Origin of the sequence: Mesorhizobium sp. WSM3868, from assembly GCF_002294785.1 — a bacterium.
Classification (GTDB): Bacteria; Pseudomonadota; Alphaproteobacteria; order Rhizobiales; family Rhizobiaceae; genus Mesorhizobium.
Window position 1 is genome coordinate 248777 of sequence record NZ_NSGB01000003.1, and the last position, 18540, is coordinate 267316.

General features: G+C 63.6%; 18 protein-coding genes. 6 read left to right on the forward strand and 12 right to left on the reverse strand.

The features are described 5' to 3' along the window. Positions 1-130 precede the first annotated feature (130 nt). A complete protein-coding gene (locus CK221_RS07365) occupies positions 131-760 on the reverse strand; it encodes a histidine phosphotransferase family protein (RefSeq protein WP_067326376.1) in 630 nt (209 codons plus the stop codon). A gap of 386 nt (positions 761-1146) precedes the next feature. On the opposite strand from CK221_RS07365, the gene CK221_RS07370 reads away from it, so the two are divergent. After that, positions 1147-1683, forward strand: a complete 537-nt coding sequence (locus tag CK221_RS07370; RefSeq protein ID WP_245299591.1) for an EipA family protein — start codon at positions 1147-1149, stop codon at positions 1681-1683. Positions 1684-1820: 137 nt separating this feature from the next. Further along, the gene (locus CK221_RS07375) at positions 1821-2966 is read left to right on the forward strand and encodes a hypothetical protein (protein ID WP_095777259.1); all 1146 of its coding nucleotides are present in this window, start codon (positions 1821-1823) and stop codon (positions 2964-2966) included. A gap of 42 nt (positions 2967-3008) precedes the next feature. Here CK221_RS07375 and CK221_RS07380 read toward each other — a convergent pair whose 3' ends face one another. The 6 genes from CK221_RS07380 to CK221_RS07405 form a co-directional block, all read right to left on the reverse strand. After that, positions 3009-3806: an RNA methyltransferase gene (locus CK221_RS07380; RefSeq protein ID WP_095777260.1), complete on the reverse strand. Its 798-nt coding sequence runs from the start codon at positions 3804-3806 to the stop codon at positions 3009-3011. 56 nt (positions 3807-3862) lie between these two features. Beyond that, complete coding sequence (locus CK221_RS07385) at positions 3863-4201, reverse strand: metalloregulator ArsR/SmtB family transcription factor (protein ID WP_066994170.1); 339 nt, start codon at positions 4199-4201, stop codon at positions 3863-3865. A 165-nt stretch (positions 4202-4366) separates the two neighbouring features. Then, positions 4367-5137: a HugZ family protein gene (locus CK221_RS07390; RefSeq protein WP_095777261.1), complete on the reverse strand. Its 771-nt coding sequence runs from the start codon at positions 5135-5137 to the stop codon at positions 4367-4369. Between the two features lie 36 nt (positions 5138-5173). Continuing rightward, positions 5174-6349 carry a CaiB/BaiF CoA-transferase family protein gene (locus tag CK221_RS07395; RefSeq protein WP_095777262.1) on the reverse strand — a complete coding sequence of 392 codons (1176 nt, stop codon included), beginning with the start codon at positions 6347-6349 and terminating at the stop codon, positions 5174-5176. A gap of 6 nt (positions 6350-6355) precedes the next feature. Next, a complete protein-coding gene (locus CK221_RS07400; RefSeq protein ID WP_095777263.1) occupies positions 6356-7117 on the reverse strand; it encodes a 3-hydroxyacyl-CoA dehydrogenase in 762 nt (253 codons plus the stop codon). A 30-nt stretch (positions 7118-7147) separates the two neighbouring features. Continuing rightward, the gene (locus tag CK221_RS07405) at positions 7148-7753 is read right to left on the reverse strand and encodes an N-acetyltransferase (RefSeq protein WP_095777264.1); all 606 of its coding nucleotides are present in this window, start codon (positions 7751-7753) and stop codon (positions 7148-7150) included. A gap of 273 nt (positions 7754-8026) precedes the next feature. Here CK221_RS07405 and CK221_RS07410 point away from each other — a divergent pair, with 273 nt between their 5' ends. Next, entirely contained in the window at positions 8027-9013 is a 987-nt protein-coding gene (locus CK221_RS07410; RefSeq protein WP_095777265.1) for a glutathione S-transferase family protein, read from the forward strand. Position 9014: 1 nt separating this feature from the next. Here the strand turns inward: CK221_RS07410 and CK221_RS07415 are convergent, their stop codons facing one another. Next, a complete protein-coding gene (locus tag CK221_RS07415) occupies positions 9015-9515 on the reverse strand; it encodes an NUDIX domain-containing protein (protein WP_095777266.1) in 501 nt (166 codons plus the stop codon). A gap of 68 nt (positions 9516-9583) precedes the next feature. On the opposite strand from CK221_RS07415, the gene CK221_RS07420 reads away from it, so the two are divergent. Further along, on the forward strand, positions 9584-10522 hold the full coding sequence (locus CK221_RS07420) for a metallophosphoesterase (protein WP_095777267.1): 939 nt from the start codon (positions 9584-9586) through the stop codon (positions 10520-10522). Here CK221_RS07420 and CK221_RS07425 read toward each other — a convergent pair. The 4 genes from CK221_RS07425 to leuA all read right to left on the reverse strand — a co-directional run bounded on the left by CK221_RS07425 (position 10512) and on the right by leuA (position 15884). After that, positions 10512-11129: a hypothetical protein gene (locus CK221_RS07425; protein WP_066994190.1), complete on the reverse strand. Its 618-nt coding sequence runs from the start codon at positions 11127-11129 to the stop codon at positions 10512-10514. The genes CK221_RS07420 and CK221_RS07425 overlap by 11 nt on opposite strands. A 68-nt stretch (positions 11130-11197) precedes the next feature. Continuing rightward, complete coding sequence (locus CK221_RS07430) at positions 11198-11998, reverse strand: alpha/beta fold hydrolase (RefSeq protein WP_095777268.1); 801 nt, start codon at positions 11996-11998, stop codon at positions 11198-11200. A gap of 227 nt (positions 11999-12225) precedes the next feature. Next, positions 12226-14010, reverse strand: a complete 1785-nt coding sequence (locus CK221_RS07435; RefSeq protein WP_066994195.1) for a tetratricopeptide repeat protein — start codon at positions 14008-14010, stop codon at positions 12226-12228. Positions 14011-14207: 197 nt separating this feature from the next. Beyond that, on the reverse strand, positions 14208-15884 hold the full coding sequence (gene leuA / locus CK221_RS07440) for a 2-isopropylmalate synthase (RefSeq protein WP_066994872.1): 1677 nt from the start codon (positions 15882-15884) through the stop codon (positions 14208-14210). A 528-nt stretch (positions 15885-16412) separates the two neighbouring features. Between leuA and CK221_RS07450 the strand changes: the two genes are divergently transcribed. Beyond that, on the forward strand, positions 16413-17579 hold the full coding sequence (locus tag CK221_RS07450; protein ID WP_095777269.1) for an ATP-grasp domain-containing protein: 1167 nt from the start codon (positions 16413-16415) through the stop codon (positions 17577-17579). A 4-nt stretch (positions 17580-17583) separates the two neighbouring features. Beyond that, positions 17584-18360: an alpha/beta hydrolase-fold protein gene (locus tag CK221_RS07455; RefSeq protein ID WP_095777270.1), complete on the forward strand. Its 777-nt coding sequence runs from the start codon at positions 17584-17586 to the stop codon at positions 18358-18360. Positions 18361-18540: the final 180 nt, after the last annotated feature.

Consider the following 18540-nt stretch of genomic DNA (forward strand, 5'->3'; position numbering starts at 1 on the left):
TCCAAAGAACCGCTTTGCGCGTTTTTGCCCAGCGATGCATTGCAGTGCCAAGCGGCAGGCAATGCTTCGATCGCACTGCCAGATGCAAGATCAGTGACAATGGATACTTGACCTGTTCTTGGCTGTCGCCTCAGGCCGCCGACAACACGATCTCATCGGCCGTCGCATGGATCGAGATCGTCATGTTCGCCTCGCGCGCCAGAAGCAGCGTGTAATAAGGCTGGACCGAGTGGGCGTCGATCGGCTCCTCGGGCTTGTGGCCCGAATGCAGCTCGAGGAATTTCGGCGGCACCCGCAGCATGGGGCCGCTCGCCGACAGCGAGAAACGCGGTTCGGTCTCGAGGTTCTCCAGCGTGACAACCAGCCTGCCGCCACGCGGTATGGCGGCATTGGCGACAAGAATGAGATTGAGCAGAAGCTTGACCTTGTTCTTGGGCAGCAGCGCGCGGGCGCCGTTCCAGACAAGTTCCGGCTTCTCGTTCTTCAGGAAGGCAATGGCCACGGCCTCGGCGTCGCCGGTATCGATCATCATGCCGGCGGAGCCCGCGGCGCCGAAGGCGATGCGGGCAAACTGCAGCCGCGCCGAGGCGTTCCTGGCGCTCTGGCGAATCAGCTTCATGGCGTCTTCATCGGCGCCGCCCTCATCGAGCAGTTCGAGGCCGTTGTTTATGGCGCCGACCGGCGAAATGATGTCGTGGCATACGCGGCTGCACAAAAGCGCAGCCAGATCGGGGGCGGAGAGGGTGAAGAGCTCGGCCATCGGAGAAATCCCTGCTGGTTCACATGTCATGGCCGAACGTTGTCGCGCCCGCTACGCGAATCACGCTCTTTTCCAAGGCCTTCTGAATACACAGCGCCCGTCCATGCATCAACAAATCCACAGCTGCGGACAGCGAAAATGGTGCGTGATGCCGCGAAATTGAGGCTGATAGAGATCGTGTCAGGCTCTTCAGCCCTCGAACCGCCATCTTCCCGCGCCAGCTTAATGGTTGAAAAAGGATTACGGCATAGTTTGCCCGTAACAGTCATCTCGAAACGGCCGCCAAGAGCCGTAGGGATACGAGGCGTCGGCGAAAGTGCTCCCTGACGGAGATTGGAAGCATGTTTTCCCGATTCTTTGACCGGATGTTCGTCCGCGTCCTCACCATGACGATCGCCCTCTCGGGTGCTCTCATCCTCTCAACCTCGGCGTCGCGGGCCCAGGAATACACCGCGCAAGAGATTGTCGATTCCGGCCACAAGTTCTTCGGCGCGACGTCGGGAGGCCTCGCCACCGTGGTCGAAAAGGTGTTCGCGTCCTACGGCCTGCCAAACGGTTATCTGCTCGGCGAGGAGGGTTCCGGCGCGCTGATCGGCGGCCTGACCTATGGCGAGGGCACGCTGTACACCAAGAACGCCGGCGACCATAAGGTGTTCTGGCAAGGCCCATCGCTCGGCTGGGATTTCGGCGGCGAAGGCTCGCGCGTGATGATGCTGGTCTACAATCTCGACGATATCAGCAGCCTCTACAACCGCTTCGGCGGCGTCGCCGGATCGGCTTATGTCGTGGCGGGCGTCGGCTTCAACGTGCTGCAAAGCAACAGAGTGCTGCTCGTTCCGATCCGCACCGGGGTCGGTGCCCGGCTCGGCGTCAATCTCGGCTATCTGAAGCTGACCGAGCGGGCGACGTGGAATCCGTTCTGACCGGACAGGATTGCCACAGCCGCTCGGATAAGACTGATCGTGCCGCGGCGTGCTCTTGCCGCGGCGCTGGATTTCCGCCATGCCAAGGTGGCACAGTCGGCATGGCGGGTTGCCGCCTCGCATACGGATAGTCCACCTTGGTCCAGTCGATCCTGTTCTTCGCACTCGGCTTCCTCTGCGCGGCCTTTCTGGTGTCGCTGATCGCGCCGGCCGTCTGGCGGCGGGCCGTCGTGTTGACACGCCGGCGCCTTGAGGCCTCGATGCCGCTGACGCCTGCCGAGATGCTGGCCGAGAAGGACCGTATCCGCGCCGAGTTCGCCATGAACACGCGCCGACTCGAGATGAACATCAAAAATCTGAAGGAAAAGGTGGCCGAGCAACTGGTCGAGATCGGCCGCGCCCAGGAGGCCCTGAAGGGACTGGCGGTCGAGAAGAAGGACAAGACTCAGGCGCTTTCCGATCTGCAGGCCAAGAACGCGGAGCTCAGGCTGCGCGAGGAAGAGTTGCACAAGCTTACGGAAAAGCTGGCGCAGGCGGAGCGCTCGCTGGAGAAGCGCGCGCTGGAGCTGCAAAAGCTCGAGCAGATGTATGACGAAGCCAGCTTTTCTTCCTCAAACCGCCAGATCGAGCTCGTCGCCCGCGAATCGGAACTGGACAAGCTTGCCAATGACATTGCGGTGCTGCGCAGCCAGCGCAAGGAAGCGGACCGGCGCAATCAGGAACTGGCAGCGGAAAGCAAAGCCGCCAGGGACGCGCTCAAGGCGGAGAAGAAGCGGACGGCCGAGCTGGACAAGAAGGTCGAACGGCTGCTTGCAACCCTTGCCGACCGCGAGGAAAAGCTGGACAGGCGCGAAAAGGAGCTTGCGCGGATGCGCGAACGCCCAAGCAAAGATCATGCGGTAAATGGCGGAACGCATAAGGCCGACGAAGTCCAAGGGATCGACAATGCCATCGCCAAGCTCGAAGGCGATCGCGAGCGGCTAGAGGCGCGGCTGACGGCGCTTGCGCGGGAGAACAAGCGGCTCAAGACCGATCTTGCCGCGCTCGAAACGGCACAGCCCGAACAGGCAGGCGAGGCACCGCGCGCCGGTGCGGCGCTTCGCGAACAAATGAACGAACTGGCCGCCGAGGTCGTCAACCTGACGATGAGGCTGGAAGGGCCGGATTCTCCGATCGCCAAGGCCTTGGCGACCCCTCGCGACGAGCGGCAAGATATTGGCGAGCGCGGCATCAGCCTCGCGGACCGTGTCAGGGCCTTGCAGAAGGCCAACGCAAGCAACTGATCCGAATGCCGTGGCGAGCGGAGCGTCTTGGTCGCTGCGCCGCTATCGTTTCGAGAAGTGATGCAGGGCAATGGCCGATGCGGCTGCAACGTTCAGGCTGTCGAATCCCTCCGCCATGCCGATCCGTACGGTCCGGAGGCGACTGAGCAGGGTCTCGGGCAGGCCTTCGCCTTCCGTGCCGAGAAAGAGGGCCAGCCGAGACGTTCTTTCCGCAGCGCGGATGTCCGTTTCGCCGCGCGGCGAGAGCGCGAACTGGCCGAAACCCATCCGGTCAAGCGTTGCGGTCACGCTCATCGCATCGTCGAAGGAGCCGAAGGGCACCTTCAGCGCCGCGCCGACCGAAACGCGGATCGCCTTGCGGTAAAGCGGATCACAGCAGGTGGGGTCGAGAAGCACGGCGTCCGCGCCAAAGGCTGCGGCGTTGCGGAAGATCGAGCCCATATTGTCGTGATTGGATATGCCGACCAGAACCACGACCAACGCGCTTGCCGGCAAGCTTTCGAGCAGCACCTCGGCCGGTCGAGGAGAGCCCCGAACGCCAATCGCCAATACGCCGCGATGCATGTGGAAGCCGGCGATCCGGTCCATGACGTCGCCGTTGACGACATAGATCGGGAAGTCGGCTGGCGCCTTGCGCAAGACACCTTCAAGGCCTGCCCGCCTGTTCTCCAGAATGAGGGCCGATTCCGCCGCGAAGCGTCCGGCCGACAGCAGAAGATCCAGCACGACCTTGCCTTCGGCGACGAAGCGCCCATGTCGTCCGACGAGATCGCGCTCGCGGATATCGAGATAGGCGGCGACACGCGGATCCCGCGGGTCGTCGATAGGGATGAGGTTCATAGAAATCTCGCCGGCGAACGGTCGTCAGCAAGGTAAGGGGCTTTGCAGAGCCCGGGTCAAGTCCCGGCGCGGCGCATCCTGTAGGCCATCTGAGACAGGTCGCCGTCGCCGAAAATGCCTTCCAGCGTGCGAAGCAGCTCGCGCACCGCGTCGGAGTTGCAGGAATAATAGATCATCTGGCGATCGCGACGCGTCTCGACGATATCAAGCGCTCTCAGCTTGGCCAAATGCTGCGACAGAGCGGACTGGCTCAACTGGACTTTCTCGGCGATGGCGCCGACGGACATTTCGCCCTCGATCAGATAGCTGACGATCAGCAGCCGCTTTTCATTGCCCATGAGCGTCAGAAACGCGGCAGCCGATTCGGCGTTGGCGACTAGCTTGCTTGAGATCATGGATCCCCCATGTTTTCTGGCTCATCCAGCTGCCATGGGGGCAATGGCGGCTGATTTCCACGATATTCAGGTCAGGGAGCGCCGCTGAATCGGCGCTGCAACAAAAGGTAGATCATTTTACCTAAATCTCAAGAGTTGCTTTCGATCCGGGACGATTAACTTTCGCTACTGTGCCCGGCCTGCGGCGCGCCCGGCCTTTGCCATCTCGACCAGCACGGACCGCAACTCGCCGGCAGTGCCGAGAGGCCGAGGGAAGAAGACCCTGCAGGTGGCATCCGGAGAAGCCAGATCCATGCCGTCCGCATCGAAACCCGTAGCGATCCAGCCATCGCCTTCGGCCCGGCCGAAATGGCGCGCATAAATGCAAAGCGCATCGCGATGGTCGGCATTCATGTGGTCCACCGCCGACTGTTCGCTGGCCGCCAGCTCCTCGACGATCGGGCCGCCGGCGATCAGGTCGGCGCGATCCAGAAGATAGGCTTTGCCGAAGCCGCCATTGAGACTGGCGCGTTCAGGCTCGAGCCGGAATATCGAGAAGTCGCCGAGCCCGGCATAGAGTTTCGCCTTCGGATTGCGGTTGAGATAGCGCCGTTCGGCGCGGGCGTGACCCGCCGATCCGCGCTCCAACCGCAGCGCCTGGCATACAAGCGAGATGCGGGGATGGGCGAGCGGATCGCCCTTGCCGGGTTCGCCGACGAGCAGCGAGCAGCGCGGGTCGGCGAGAAGCGCGCCGGTATGCGCCGACAGCATCGAGACCAGGATCAGCGGCGCGCCGTCGATGTCGGTCGCCACGCCGACCCGGCTTGCCAGCGGCGCCCCGGTGCCGGGCTCGATCGCCGCAAGCGCGCCGAAGCGGGCCGAGCGGACCAGAGTCTTCGCCAGCCTGACGGCCTCGGTGTCGGTCTCGCGGATGACATCCTTCCTGGTCTCGGTCACAGCGCTCACCGCGATAAGTTGATTTCTACTCTCCGGCTATCTGCCAAACAGGCCGGACCTGACAAGGGCTTCAATTTCAGTCTCGTCGATGCCGAAGCGTGCCAGCACAGCCGAAGGCCGGCGGTCGGCGACGGTCGGCGCCGCGGCAAGCGTCGAGGCGGCGTTGGAGAAGCGCGGCGCCGGCGTCGGACGTTCGAGCTCGCCCGATCTTGCAAAATTTTGCCGGGCACGGCCCTGCGGATGATCCCTGGCTTCGGTCAGCGACAGGACCGGAGCGACGCAGGCGTCGGTCGGTCCAAACACCTCGGCCCACTCGTCGCGTGTCTTCTCTCTGATCCTCGCGGCAATGGCAGCGCGCATGTCGGGCCACGATGTCCTGTCATATTGACCGCCGACAAAACGCCGGTCGAGCGGCAACAATCGGGCGAACTCGGCAAAGAATTGCGGTTCGAGGCAGCCGATGGCGACATGCCGTCCGTCCGCCGCCTCGTAAACGTCGTAGAAGGGGGCCCCGGAATCGAGCAGGTTCTCACCGCGTCGCTCGCTCCAGAGGCCGGCCGCCATGAAGGCATGGATCGGAGCCGCGAGCATCGATGCACCCTCGACCATGGCGGCATCGATCACCTGACCTTTGCCGGTGCGCGAGCGCTGGAACAGGGCCGCCAGCACGCCGGCGATCAGCATCATGGCGCCGCCGCCCTGGTCGGCGACAAGGTTCAGCGGCGGCACGGGCGGCGCTCCCTGCCGGCCGACGGCATGCAGCAGGCCGGCATAGGCGAGGTAGGTGATGTCATGACCGGCGCGGCGCGATAGCGGCCCGTCCTGGCCGAAACCCGTGAGGCGGCCGTAGATCAGCGCAGGATTGCCTTCCAGCACGACATCAGGCCCGAGGCCCAGCCGCTCCATGACGCCTGGGCGAAAACCTTCGATGAGAACGTCGGCCTTTTCCGCAAGGCGCAGCAGAAGCTCCGCGCCGTCCGGCCGCTTCAGGTCGAGCCTGAGGATGGAGCGGCCGTGGCGGTCGAGGTCGTAAGCCTCGGGCAAGGACAGAAGCGGCTCTTTGGCGTCCGCCCGCTCGATGCGCAGGACGTCTGCGCCCATCTCCGACAGCATCAAGGCGGCGAGCGGCACCGGGCCGAGGCCCGCCATCTCGATCAGCCTGAGGCCAGCCAACGGCCCTGTCTTGTCGGCGGCTGTCGGCGGCGTGCTCATTCGCTTTTATTTGGGCGCCATTCGGATCGCGCCGTCGAGGCGGATGGTCTCGCCGTTCAGCATCTGGTTCTCGATGATGTGGAGCGCGAGTGCTGCATATTCCGAGGGCTCGCCGAGGCGAGGCGGGAAGGGCACCGAAGCGCCGAGCGAATCCTGCACCTCTTGCGGCATGCCGGCCATCATCGGGGTCTTGAAGATCCCTGGGGCGATGGTGCAGACGCGAATGCCTGAGCGCGCCAGGTCGCGCGCCACCGGCAATGTCATGCCGACGACGCCGCCCTTGGACGCCGAATAGGCAGCCTGGCCGATCTGGCCGTCATAGGCGGCGACCGACGCCGTGTTGACGATGACGCCGCGTTCGCCGCCGGCGAGCGGGTCGAGTTTCGCCGCCCGGTCGGCGACCAGGCGGATCATGTTGAAGGTGCCGATCAGGTTGATCTCGATCACCTTGCGGTATTGATCCAGCGGGTGCGGGCCATCCTTGCCGACCGTCTTCACTCCAATGGCAATGCCGGCGCAATTGACCAGGATGCGCGGTTCGCCGAGCTTTGCCGCCACTTCGGCGATCGCCGCGCTGCCACTGTCTGCGCTGCTGACATCGCATCGAACCGCGATGCCGCCGATATCGGCGGCAACCTTGGCCGCGCGATCGATACCGATATCGAGTATCGCTATCTTGGCGCCCTTGGTGGCAAGGGCGCGCGCCGTCGCTTCGCCAAGGCCGGAGCCACCGCCAGTGACGATCGCGATCTGGCCGTTCGGGGTCATGCCGGCGTCCTCCCAGAATTTCGGATCATGCTACGAAGCGCGCTGCTGCGGCGCAACCTGAATGACCGGATCGATCGAGGACTGCGGATTGGCCGAGGCGCGGACCGCGACCTGGGCCAGGTCGGCAACTCGCGCCGTATCGGCATGACAGACCTCACCGACGAACCGGGCCACTGCGCCAGGCCTGATTTCGTGATGGAGCAGCCGGTCGAGATCGACCGGACGAGGCATGGTGATCTGCCCGCGCGGGAAGCGCTTGAAGCCGAGCGGCCCGTAGTAGGGCTCATCACCGACCAGCATGACGGCCGGCGCGCCGGCCTTCGCGGCGGCTTCGAGCGCGATCGCGACCAGCCTGCGGCCTATACCGAGATTCTTGAAGGCGGGCCGGACGGCAAGCGGGCCAAGCATCATGGCGCGTCCGGCGCCTGCCGCCACGCGCGTCATGCGCACCGAGGCGATCACCGTCTCGTCCTTGACGGCGACAAAGGACATCGAGCGGTCGTGCCCGCCCGCCTCGCGGATCTTATAGGCGGCCAGCACGAAACGGCCCGGCCCGAAGGCCTCGTCGTTGATGGCTTCGATTTCAGGATCGTGCGCCGGGGTCTCCGGCAGATATTTCACGTCGGCAAGGCTCATGGTCTTTGCGTTCCGGTATGCGAGGAAAGGTTTGCTGCAAGCGGCAGCGTTCGCCAGTCAGCGCTTCATCAAGCGCGGGCGTCCTTTCGTCGTCGGTCGAACCGGATCGTGGCAAAGTCAAACATGGGCGCTTCCGCTAGCATCAAATGTTCCCGGCTGCAATCGGCCCTTTTCACCTTTCTTTTCGTCGTTTGACGAACTGTTCAGCGCCTGAGGGCTTCGACATTCCGGGTAAGCGCCTAGATGTCTGTTGGAACCTCAAGGAGATTTCGCATGGGATTGCTGGTTGAAGGCAAATGGCAGGACCGCTCGACCGTTGCCGACAGCAGCGGCAGGTTCGTGCGTGCCGAAGCGCAATGGCGCGACTGGGTGACGCGCGACGGTGCGCCGGCGCAAGGGCGCAAACGCGGTTTCAAGGGGGAGCCCGGGCGCTATCACCTTTACGTCTCGCTCGCCTGCCCCTGGGCGCACCGGACCTTGATCTTCCGCGTCTTGAAGAAGCTGGAAGACATCATCTCCGTCTCCGTGGTGCACCATTTCATGGGCGAGAACGGCTGGACCTTCACAGCCGAGGACGGCGCAACCGGCGACACGCTCTACGGCCTCGACTTCCTGCACCAGATCTATGCCAAGGCCGATCGCGGCTATTCGGGCCGCGCGTCCGTACCGGTGCTGTGGGACAAAAGACAGGAAACCATCGTCAGCAACGAGTCGTCAGAAATCATCCGCATGCTCAATTCCGGCTTCGACGAATGGGGTGATGCGAGCCTGGACTTCTATCCGCCGGCGTTGCGTTCCGAGATCGACAGGATCAATGCGCTGGTCTATCCGGCGATCAACAACGGCGTCTATCGCGCCGGCTTCGCCACCTCGCAGGAAGCCTATGAGGAAGCGTTCGGCGAGCTCTTCGCAGCACTCGACACGTTGGAAGAGCGGCTGTCAAAGCAGCGCTATCTTGTCGGCGAGCGGATCACCGAAGCTGACTGGCGTCTATTCACCACGCTGGTGCGCTTCGATCCGGTCTATGTCGGCCACTTCAAATGCAATCTGCGCCGGGTCGCCGACTATCCGAACCTGTCGAACTATCTGCGCGACCTCTACCAGGTGCCTGGCGTGTCAGGCACGGTCAGCCTGCATCACATCAAGTCGCATTACTACGGCAGCCACAAATCGATCAATCCGACGGGGATCATCCCGGTGGGACCTGAACTCGACTATGCCGCGCCACATGATCGCGGCCGGTTCAGGAAGGCGGCATGAGTTACCAGTAGGGCGAGACCTGCTCGCCGCCGAAAATTTCGGCAATCCGACGTCGCGTCGCCGGCGTCGCATCTGCCGGCAATCGGTCGAGCGGAAAGAACGCCGCCTCGGCGATCTCATGGTCCGCCGATTTCGGCGCCGTCTGGTTGAAGGCTTCGACCAGATAGAGGCCGACGTGGTCGCGTGTGCTGGCGCGACGGTTGAAGTGCATCGATCTCAGCACCGGCGGAGCCGTCAACGCGATGTTGCCCTCCTCGGCGAGCTCGCGCGCCAGCGCCTCGACAAGCGTCTCGCCGACCTCGACGCCGCCGCCAGGCAACTGCCAGCCCGGAACATAGGTGTGGCGGATGAGGAAGATGGAGTTGGATGCGCGGTCGTAGATCAAGCCGCGCACGCCAAGCGTCATCGGGCGCCGCAGCAGGAAATAGAGATGGAACAGCCTTGCCCGCAGTCCCGCCCAGCCGGTCTGGCGGAACGCCTGTTCCGGATCGGCGCCGGTCATCCACGAAACCGCGAGCGGACAGGAAACGTTGAGTAGAAAGCCCGGACCGGGTCGCTTAAGAAGGGGCTATGCTCAGGCTTGCACATATTTCCGATGTCCATCTGGGGCCGCTGCCCGATGTAACCTATCGCGATCTCGCGTCCAAGCGCGTGCTGGGTTACGTCAACTGGCAACGCAACCGCCGCCGCCATATGCACGATGCGGTGATCGACACGATTGTCGGCGATATCAAAGCCAACGCCCCCGACCACCTCGCCGTCACCGGCGATCTCGTCAACCTGGCGCTCGATGGCGAGATCGAGATGGCGAAACATTGGCTGGAGACGCTGGGCTCTGCGAACGACGTATCCGTGGTGCCGGGCAATCACGATGCCTATGTGCCGGGCGCCTTCGACAAGGTCTGCCGGTCATGGGCGCCGTGGATGACGGGCGACGGCATCAACAGCCCAATCGACCGCAATTCCTTTCCCTATTTGCGGGTTCGCGGTGATGTCGCTCTGATCGGCGTCACGACGGCGCGGGCCACGGCGCCCTTCATGGCCAACGGCTTCTTCATGGAGGGCCAGGCGGAGCGGCTCGGCAACATCCTAGACGCGACGGCCAGACAGGGGCTGTTTCGCGCCATCATGATCCATCATCCGCCGGTGCGCGGCGCGGTCTCGCAGCATAAGCGGCTGTTCGGTATCGCGCGCTTCCACAAAGTCATTCGCCGGTATGGCGCCGAGCTTGTGCTGCACGGCCACTCGCACTTGCCTTCGCTGTTCACCATCGGTCCGCGCGGCGCCAAGGTGCCGGTGGTCGGCGTGGCCGCCGCCGGTCAGGCGCCGGGCGGCGATCATCCCGCCGCTCAGTACAATCTGTTCGAGATCGGCGGAAAAAAAGGTGGTTGGATCATCCGCCTGACACGGCGCGGCCTGACCGGTCCGGCACTGCCGCCGTCGGACATTCAGGTGATCGAGCTCGGTGCCGATATGCCGGTGGTGCGCGAGCCCGTCGTCAGAAGCTGATCTTCATCTGGGCGATGCGGTCCCAGAACAGCACCAGCGATACCGCCAGGCCGACCAGGGCGCCGGCGGCGATCAAGCCAAGGCCGGCAAAGAAGGTCGTCCAGCCGTTGCGGCGCGTTGCAGCCTGCAAGGGCGGCTCGGCTTCCTGGACCTCGGCTCTATGCAGGCCAGTCACCGCGCTCTCGACCGCGCCCTCCATCATCCGCTGCCGCTCGACGACACGCTCGGCCACGTATCGCGTAACGGCATCGGCGACGGGCTTCATGTCGGTCGATTCGGCCAGCACCACGCGGCCGATGCGCGTGTCCTTAAGGAAGCGGAAGGTGCGGCGATCCCGCCCCATGGCGACATGGCTGACGGCATCGACCCACAGCCGCGGCTGCAGGCCGGAGGAGACGGCGAAGTCGAAATTGTCGATATCCGCCGGCACGTCGGCGAAAACGGGGGCGAGCTCCGCGGCCAGCAACTCGAGCCGCATGCGGTGCGCCTCGCGCATGTCGACCACCACATCATCGCGGTCGGCGAAGGCGTTCTTGACGTCGCGGATCGCGTCCGCGAGCTTTCGCGATGGCTCGATCGGGGTGATTTTGTCGCCTGCATCCTTCATGGCGCTGCCTCGCTGTTGGTAAACAGCGAGTTAACACAGTCGCCGGCAAAATGCACTGCGAGATGGGCTCAGCTTGCGGCTGCGCTGAACACCGGTCTCTGGATTCTGCTGCGGCGACGCGTGTTGCGGCGCACGGCCTCTGCAATCAGGTCAGGCGCCTCCTCGACCAGCATGTGGCCCGCCTCCAGCACGTGGTGCAGGTGGAAATGCGGCGGCAAGTCCTCGGCCTGGGCGACGGGCAGGACGGGATCGTCCGTTCCCCAAAGCACCATCACCGGCATGCTCAGGGTTTCCAGACGTTCGCTCGGGATGATACCTTGTCGGTCTTCCCTGGTGATCACGGCTGCAGCACCGACGAGGGTCCGCAACTGGCCCGGCCGTTTGCGCATGCCGCACAGCGCCTCCACCACGTGTTGAGGAGGAGAACTTTGCGGCCCCGACATGGCGGCAAGACAGGCGCGGATCTCATCTCGATCGGCCGCGGCCGCATAGCGCCGCAGCAACGGACCGTTGATCTCGGGGCCGAAGCCGCCGGGCGCCAGCAAGGTCAGCGAGGCCACCCTTTCGGGATCGGCAGATGCCATCAATGTCGCGATCGCGCCGCCCATGGAATGGCCGACGACGTGAACTTTGCCCAGGCGGCGCTTGCCCAGATCGGTCAGGATAACCCCAGCGGCCTGCTTGACTCCTGCCGCCTGGCACTCCAGGGAGTTTCCGTGGCCCGGCAGGTCGTAGGCCAGTGTCCTCACATCGGGCGTCAATCCCGCAATCACGTCGCGCCAGATCGAATGGCAAGCGCCGAAGCCGTGCAGGAAGACGATCGTCTTCGAGCCAGCACCGCTTTCGGCGACGTGAAGAGAGTTAAGCATCGAGATTGTTGGCTGTGAAGCAGTATGAGGGGCAATTCAAGATTGTGGCTGAATTGCTCCCTGAGCAGGTCGATAGCCAGTAAAATCTTCGCGAATTCGCCGTGCGCGCCCCAATCGAACGCGTAAGCAGGCCTAAGACTCGTTGAGTGTCGACGCCCGCTGTGCCGAGCAGATCCGGCGAGCGAATTCAACAGGCTCGCACGCGTCAGCGAATGCTCCACGTTCGCTCAGCTCGGATTGCCGATGCCCGCAGAGCGCAAGGATTGCACCAGCCGGTCGATGAGATCGGCGGGGTACTTCCTGTCAACAAAAGTGGCGCGCGGATTGGCGGCGAATTTCGGGAATTCGGCCGTGAGCTCGTTCGCCAATTCGTTTGCGAGCTTGTCGCGGCCTGAGATCTTGGCGCCGATCAGGCGTGCCGCCAAATAATGCGACTTGGACGCGGTGGTCCGCAGCGACTCGCTGGCAATCGCTGCCCTCTGGGTGTCGCCTTGCATGAAGGCTCCGACAAACAGGCCATAGTCCCACCAGGTCGGATGACCGCCGAAGGCCTCGACGGCATGGCCCAGGATCGGCGTCCCTTCCTGGTATCTGCCAGCGAAGATCAGGCCATAGCCATAAGCGGCGGCCATGCCGAGATCGTAGGGGTTGAGCTCATAAGCCTTGCGCATCCAGCGGATCGCTTCGTCGGTGTTGCCGAGGCGCGAGTTGAGGTAGCCATAGGCGCGATGCGCGTGCGGGCTCATCGGTGCCATCTGAATGGCGCGGTGGGCAAACGACATGGCCTGCTCGACCGTTGCGCCGGGCGGATAGGCGTAGCGGTTGTTGACGGCTTCCAGATGCAGGGAAGCCAGTTCCGAGTAGACGAGCGATGATTTGGTGCTTTCCCTGACCAGCTTCTCCAGACAGCGATACGCAGCTTCGTGCGCCTTGGCGCTCTGGTCGAGATAGTAGAGGTCGTCGAGCACCAGACATCCGATCTGGCTGGTCCGGATATCGCTCTGGTCGATATAGCTGTAGATAGCGCCCGAAGCGGGGACGGTAGAGGTCAGGAGATTGGCGATGTTGCTTTCGACCGCACCAGGCGCGCTTTCGGCCGGTGTCAGGTTGCGTGACAGGAGAACCCGTCCCGTCGCGACGCTCTGCAGCTCGATCATGACGTCGCCGGCGGCTGTCCCGGGGATAAGATCGAAAACGAAGCTGATCGGATCGGCGGAACGGTTGCGCCTAGAGTCGGCGTCGCGTCCGATGAAGTCTATCGTATCGAAGCCGGCGAGACCGGCGCGCAGCGAGGAAGCAACACGGGCCGCCTCGGGTCCGTCGGCTTTGATGGCCAAGTAGATCAAAGGCAGGCCGTCGAACGTTTGGGAAGCGACGCTGCTGGTCGCGCCTGCCGTTTCGACTTCAACCGGCGCGGCCGCGTCGTCACCACGAAGAAAGGCGTTACCCTGGCGGACGACAAGGATACCCAGCATGGCGATGACCAGCACCATGGCGGCCCAGAAGAACCGCAACTGGCGCGTCAGCGATGACGCGGATTCGGTCGGTGCCGGGGTCGTCGTCAGCGGCACGGCGTCGACCGGTGCGGCGGCGGCCTCGGGCTTCTCGAAATGCTTGGAAGGCCGGGCGATCGGGTCATCCGCGGGTTTGGCGTCGGCTGGGAGCCGTATGGCGTTCAACTCGTAAGAAGGCACATAGCCGCCGCGCGGAATGGCGATGCGCACCGGCTCGCCAATACCTTCGCTGGCGAAATATTGATCCAAAAGCTCGCGCAGCCGCCCCGCCTGGACCCTGACGACCGCGTCGGTCGATCCGTCGAAATCGCCGTCCTTGCCGAAGACATCCATGGCAATGGACACACCCTTCAGCCGGTCGGCTTCGCCTGCCTGCTCGCGTTCGACCAGATAGCGTAACAGCCTGCGGGCCCGCTCGGATCGTCCGAACGTTTCGCTGGCAAGCAGTCGCTCCAATGTCTCGCGCACTGCGGGGGCGGCAGGCGTGGCAGGCTCCAAGTGTCGGACCTTTCAGAGTCGGCACAGGTTAGGGCGCGATAATATAGCGCGCGCTCCAGCGCACAAGGAACCTTCTGTTATGTGATCGCGTAAGCCACGGGAAATTTACCGGCCGGTTAACGAATTTGAACGCGGCTCGCGCCTGCCATGAAGCGTGGCACGTCCGATGAACGCGCCACGCTTTATCAATCGAACAATCAGGCGGGCTTGCGGCCCAGGATGCGGTTGGCGGCCGAGACCACGGCCTCCAGCGAGGCGGCGACGATGTTGGTGTTTATGCCTGCGCCGAACAGCTTGCCGCCGGGATATTCCATCTCGACATAGGAAATGGCCGAGGCGTTCGAGCCGCGCTGCAAGGAATGTTCGGAATAGTCGAGCACCGACATGTCGACGCCGATATGGCGCGAAAGCGCATCGACGAAGCCGTCGATCGGGCCGGTACCGGTGCCGGTGATGGTGACTTCCTTGCCTTTGTCGACGATTTCGGCCTCGACCACACGACGGCCCTTTACCGCGGTGTCCGGATAGGTGCGATGGTCGAGGAATTTCAGCCTGGCGCCGGGCTGGTCGACATAGGCTTCGAGGAAGCGCTCGTGGATGCGCTTGGCCGGCACTTCCTTGCCTTCGGCGTCGGTGATCGCCTGGATGTCCTGGCTGAACTCGATCTGCAGGTTGCGCGGCAGATTGAGGCCATAGTCGGCCTGCAGCACGTAGGCGATGCCGCCCTTGCCCGACTGCGAGTTGATGCGGATGATCGCCTCATAGGTGCGGCCGACATCGGCGGGGTCGATCGGCAGGTAGGGCACTTCCCACACCGGCGTGTTGGCTTTGCGCAGCGCCTTCATGCCCTTGTTGATGGCATCCTGGTGCGAGCCGGAGAAAGCGGTGTAGACGAGCTCGCCGACATAGGGGTGGCGTTCCGGGATCTTCAGCTGGTTCGAATATTCGTAGACGTCCTTCATCCGGTTGATGTCGGAGCAGTCCAGCTCGGGATCGACGCCTTGCGTGTACATGTTGAGCGCCAGCGTCACGATGTCGACATTGCCGGTCCGCTCGCCATTGCCGAACAGCGTGCCCTCGACGCGGTCGGCGCCGGCCATCAGGCCGAGCTCGGTGGTGGCGATGCCGGTGCCGCGGTCGTTGTGCGGATGCAGCGAGATGATCAGCTTGTCGCGGTTGTCGAGATTGCGGCACATCCACTCGATGCGGTCGGCGTAGACGTTGGGCGTCGACATCTCGACCGTCGACGGCAGGTTGACGATCAGCTTGTTGTCGGCCGTCGGTTTCACGATCTCGGTGACGGCGTTGCAGATCTCCAGCGCGACCTCGAGCTCGGTACCGGTGAAGCTCTCCGGCGAATATTCGAAACGGAAGCCGCCGCCGGCCTTGGCGGCCATGTCGGTGATCATCTTGGCGGCATCCGTGGCGATGCGCTTGATGCCGGCGACGTCCTTTTCGAAGACGACGCGGCGCTGCAGCTCGCTGGTCGAGTTGTAGAAATGCACGATCGGGCGGTGGGCGCCCTCGAGCGCCTCGAAGGTCCGCGTGATCAGCTCGGGCCGGCACTGCACCAGAACCTGCAGCGACACGTCCTTGGGCACGCCGCCCTCCTCGACGCACCAGCGGGCAAAGTCGAAGTCGGTCTGCGAGGCCGACGGGAAGCCGATCTCGATCTCCTTGAAGCCCATGTCGAGCAGCAGCGCGAACATGCGCGCCTTGCGCTCATGGCCCATCGGGTCGATCAGCGCCTGGTTGCCGTCGCGCAGGTCGACCGAGCACCAGATCGGCGCCTTGTCGATCACCTTGGACGGCCAGGTGCGATCGGCGAGGTTGACGGTCGGGTAGGGCTGATATTTGCGGGCGGCATCGGCCATGTGGCCGGGCGCTTGCGCCCCCGTTTCGGCCTCGCCGGCGCGGATTGCTTCTCTTCTATTCATCGTCGTTTCTCCCGGCGGCTCGTGGGACCGCCTTCAGGCGGATCGGTGCCGAGCGGCGCCTTTACCAAAGAGTTGCGTTTGCTTGATGTGACTTGCCAATCTAGCCAAGGAGCAGGCGCCCAAAGCGGCGGTTTTCGACCGCCGGGCGCTCCTTCAGCGAACCCGGCGATCGCCAATAAGGCCGAGAAGGAGCAGGGTCGAAGCAAGCGCGCGCACGGTCTCGCCGGCAAAGCCGGGGCGAGGAGAAGCGACGGAGCGGGTGCGCGTGGTCATGCCGGCTCTCTTACAGGAGCGGGCATCCGGAGGCAAGTGCCGGCCCGGCTTTAAGTCTTTGGTTTCATGCATATCGTCTTCCTAAGACCGCTGCACAGTTTTGGTCGACATGCTTTGGCGCAGCTCTTCCCCGCATCAGGCAAATGCGCCACACTCGCTTCCGGAGGACCTGATCCGAGGGGGAGGTCGTGCATGAATTTCGTGTTCTTCTCGCCGCATTTTCCGGCCAACGGCGCCGATTTCTGCGACCGGCTGAGGAAGGCCGGCGCTACCGTGCTCGGCATCGGCGACGCGCCCTATGAGACGCTGAACAGCAAGCTCAAGGCGGCGCTTTCGGAATATTATCGGGTCGCGGACATGGAGAACTACGATGCCGTATTCCGGGCGATGGGCCATTTCATCCACAAATGGGGCCGCATCGACCGCTTCGAGTCGTTGAACGAGCACTGGCTGGAGCTCGAGGCCAATATCCGCACCGACTTCAACATCTTCGGCACCAAGCTCGACTTCGTGAAGAACTTGAAGCGCAAGAGCCGCATGCGGGCCTTCTTCCGCAAGAGCGGCGTCGAGACAATCCCGCAACGCAAATGCTCCGATCGCGCCGGCGCTATGACCTTCATCCGCCGGGTCGGCTATCCGGTGGTGGTGAAACCGGATTCGGGCTCCGGCGCCTCGAACACGTTCAAGATCTCCAACGCGAAGGAGCTCGACCAATTCTTCAAGGACAAGCCCGAAGGCGTGACCTTCGTCATGGAGCAGTTCATCGAGGGGCTGGTGGTGACCTTCGACGGGCTGGTCAACCGCGACGGCGAGGTGGTGCTGGCGGCGAGCCACCGCTACGACCAGAGCGTCATGGAGGTGGTCAACCGCGACCGCCATATGAGCTACACCTGCTTCCCCGAGATCAAGCCCGCGGTCGAGGAGGCAGGCCGCAAGATCCTCATGGCGTTCGACGTACGCGAGCGCTTCTTCCACATCGAACTGTTCGAGACCAGGGACAAGCGCATCATTGCGCTGGAGGTCAACATGCGGCCGCCAGGCGCCTGGATGACGGATGCAATCAACTACACTTTCGACATCGACGTCTACGCCGAATGGGCCAACATGGTGGTGAAGGACGCGGCCGGCGGGCCCTACAAGGGCAAGTATTTCACGGCCTATGCCAGCCGCAAGCGGCACCTCGACTATTTGCACAGCCATGAGGACGTGCTAGCCGCCCACGGCGACAAGATCGTCCGCCATCAGGCCATCGAAGAGGTTTTCAGCCGCGCCATGGGGAACTACGCCTACCAGATGCGCTCGAAGGACCAGAAGGCGCTGCGTCACGCGGTCGACTATATCCACGCGGAAAAGGCGTGAGCCGATGGACGTCTCCTATCACAAGGCCCATGCCCGCAATCTCGGCCGCGACATGGAATACAAGCGCTACGGCCATGCCGGGCGGCCGGTGGTGGTGTTTCCCACCTCGCAGGGGCGTTTTTACCAGTTCGAGGATTCGGGAGGCGTCGCAGCACTCGCAGAATTCGTCGACACCGGCCGCATCCAGCTGTTCACGCTCGACGGCATCGATTCGGAATCCTTCTTCGACAAGCATGGCGATCCCGTCAGTCGCATCGCCCGCCACGAAGCCTATTTCCGCTATGTGCGCGAGGAGGCGCTGCCGGAGCTGCAGGCGGTTGCCGCCAAGGCCAATGGCGGACGCGCCCTCAAGCCGCTGTTCTGCGGCTGCTCGATGGGCGGCTACCACTCGTCGAATTTCGTGTTCCGCTTTCCGGAGCTGGCGAGCGGCGTGATCTCGCTATCCGGCGTCTATTCGACCCGCGACTTTTTCGGTCGGGTGCTGGAGGGCAGCATCTTCTACAATTCGCCGCTCGACTATCTGCCGGGCATCGTCGACCAGAAGCTGCTGGGGCGGCTGAGGGCGCTGAGGCTGATCTTCTGCTGCGGGCAGGGCGCCTGGGAAGAACGAATGCTCGTCGAAACGCGCGAACTGGAGCAGGTGCTGCGCGAGAAATCCATTGCGGCCTGGGTCGACTATTGGGGCGGCGACGTCAGTCACGACTGGCCGTGGTGGCACAAGCAACTCGTCTATTTCTTTGGCCGCTGGCTGGATGACGACCTGATGCACAGGATCGACTGATGACCGCGCCCGACCCGATCCGCCGCTTGTCGAAGCCACCAACGCCGGCGACCCGGGGCCTTTCTCGAACCCTCACCGCCGATGCCTTGCTCACCGGTTGGGGCCGTTCCTTCCGCGGACGTAAGAGATCGCGCGCTGGAACCAATCCGACAGTATGGGCCTGCAATCCCTTTTGATGCG

Excerpts from the sequence above, each read along its gene's own strand:
- CK221_RS07455 (WP_095777270.1), top strand. The coding sequence starts at position 17,584 with ATGGACGTCTCCTATCACAAGGCCCATGCCCGCAATCTCGGCCGCGAC.
- CK221_RS07430 (WP_095777268.1), bottom strand. The coding sequence starts at position 11,998 with ATGCTTAACTCTCTTCACGTCGCCGAAAGCGGTGCTGGCTCGAAGACG.
- CK221_RS07370 (WP_245299591.1), top strand. The coding sequence starts at position 1,147 with ATGACGATCGCCCTCTCGGGTGCTCTCATCCTCTCAACCTCGGCGTCG.
- CK221_RS07365 (WP_067326376.1), bottom strand. The coding sequence starts at position 760 with ATGGCCGAGCTCTTCACCCTCTCCGCCCCCGATCTGGCTGCGCTTTTG.
- leuA (WP_066994872.1), bottom strand. The coding sequence starts at position 15,884 with ATGGCCGATGCCGCCCGCAAATATCAGCCCTACCCGACCGTCAACCTC.
- CK221_RS07385 (WP_066994170.1), bottom strand. The coding sequence starts at position 4,201 with ATGATCTCAAGCAAGCTAGTCGCCAACGCCGAATCGGCTGCCGCGTTT.
- CK221_RS07415 (WP_095777266.1), bottom strand. The coding sequence starts at position 9,515 with ATGACCGGCGCCGATCCGGAACAGGCGTTCCGCCAGACCGGCTGGGCG.
- CK221_RS07400 (WP_095777263.1), bottom strand. The coding sequence starts at position 7,117 with ATGACCCCGAACGGCCAGATCGCGATCGTCACTGGCGGTGGCTCCGGC.
- CK221_RS07405 (WP_095777264.1), bottom strand. The coding sequence starts at position 7,753 with ATGAGCCTTGCCGACGTGAAATATCTGCCGGAGACCCCGGCGCACGAT.
- CK221_RS07380 (WP_095777260.1), bottom strand. The coding sequence starts at position 3,806 with ATGAACCTCATCCCTATCGACGACCCGCGGGATCCGCGTGTCGCCGCC.
- CK221_RS07420 (WP_095777267.1), top strand. The coding sequence starts at position 9,584 with ATGCTCAGGCTTGCACATATTTCCGATGTCCATCTGGGGCCGCTGCCC.
- CK221_RS07410 (WP_095777265.1), top strand. The coding sequence starts at position 8,027 with ATGGGATTGCTGGTTGAAGGCAAATGGCAGGACCGCTCGACCGTTGCC.
- CK221_RS07395 (WP_095777262.1), bottom strand. The coding sequence starts at position 6,349 with ATGAGCACGCCGCCGACAGCCGCCGACAAGACAGGGCCGTTGGCTGGC.
- CK221_RS07425 (WP_066994190.1), bottom strand. The coding sequence starts at position 11,129 with ATGAAGGATGCAGGCGACAAAATCACCCCGATCGAGCCATCGCGAAAG.
- CK221_RS07450 (WP_095777269.1), top strand. The coding sequence starts at position 16,413 with ATGAATTTCGTGTTCTTCTCGCCGCATTTTCCGGCCAACGGCGCCGAT.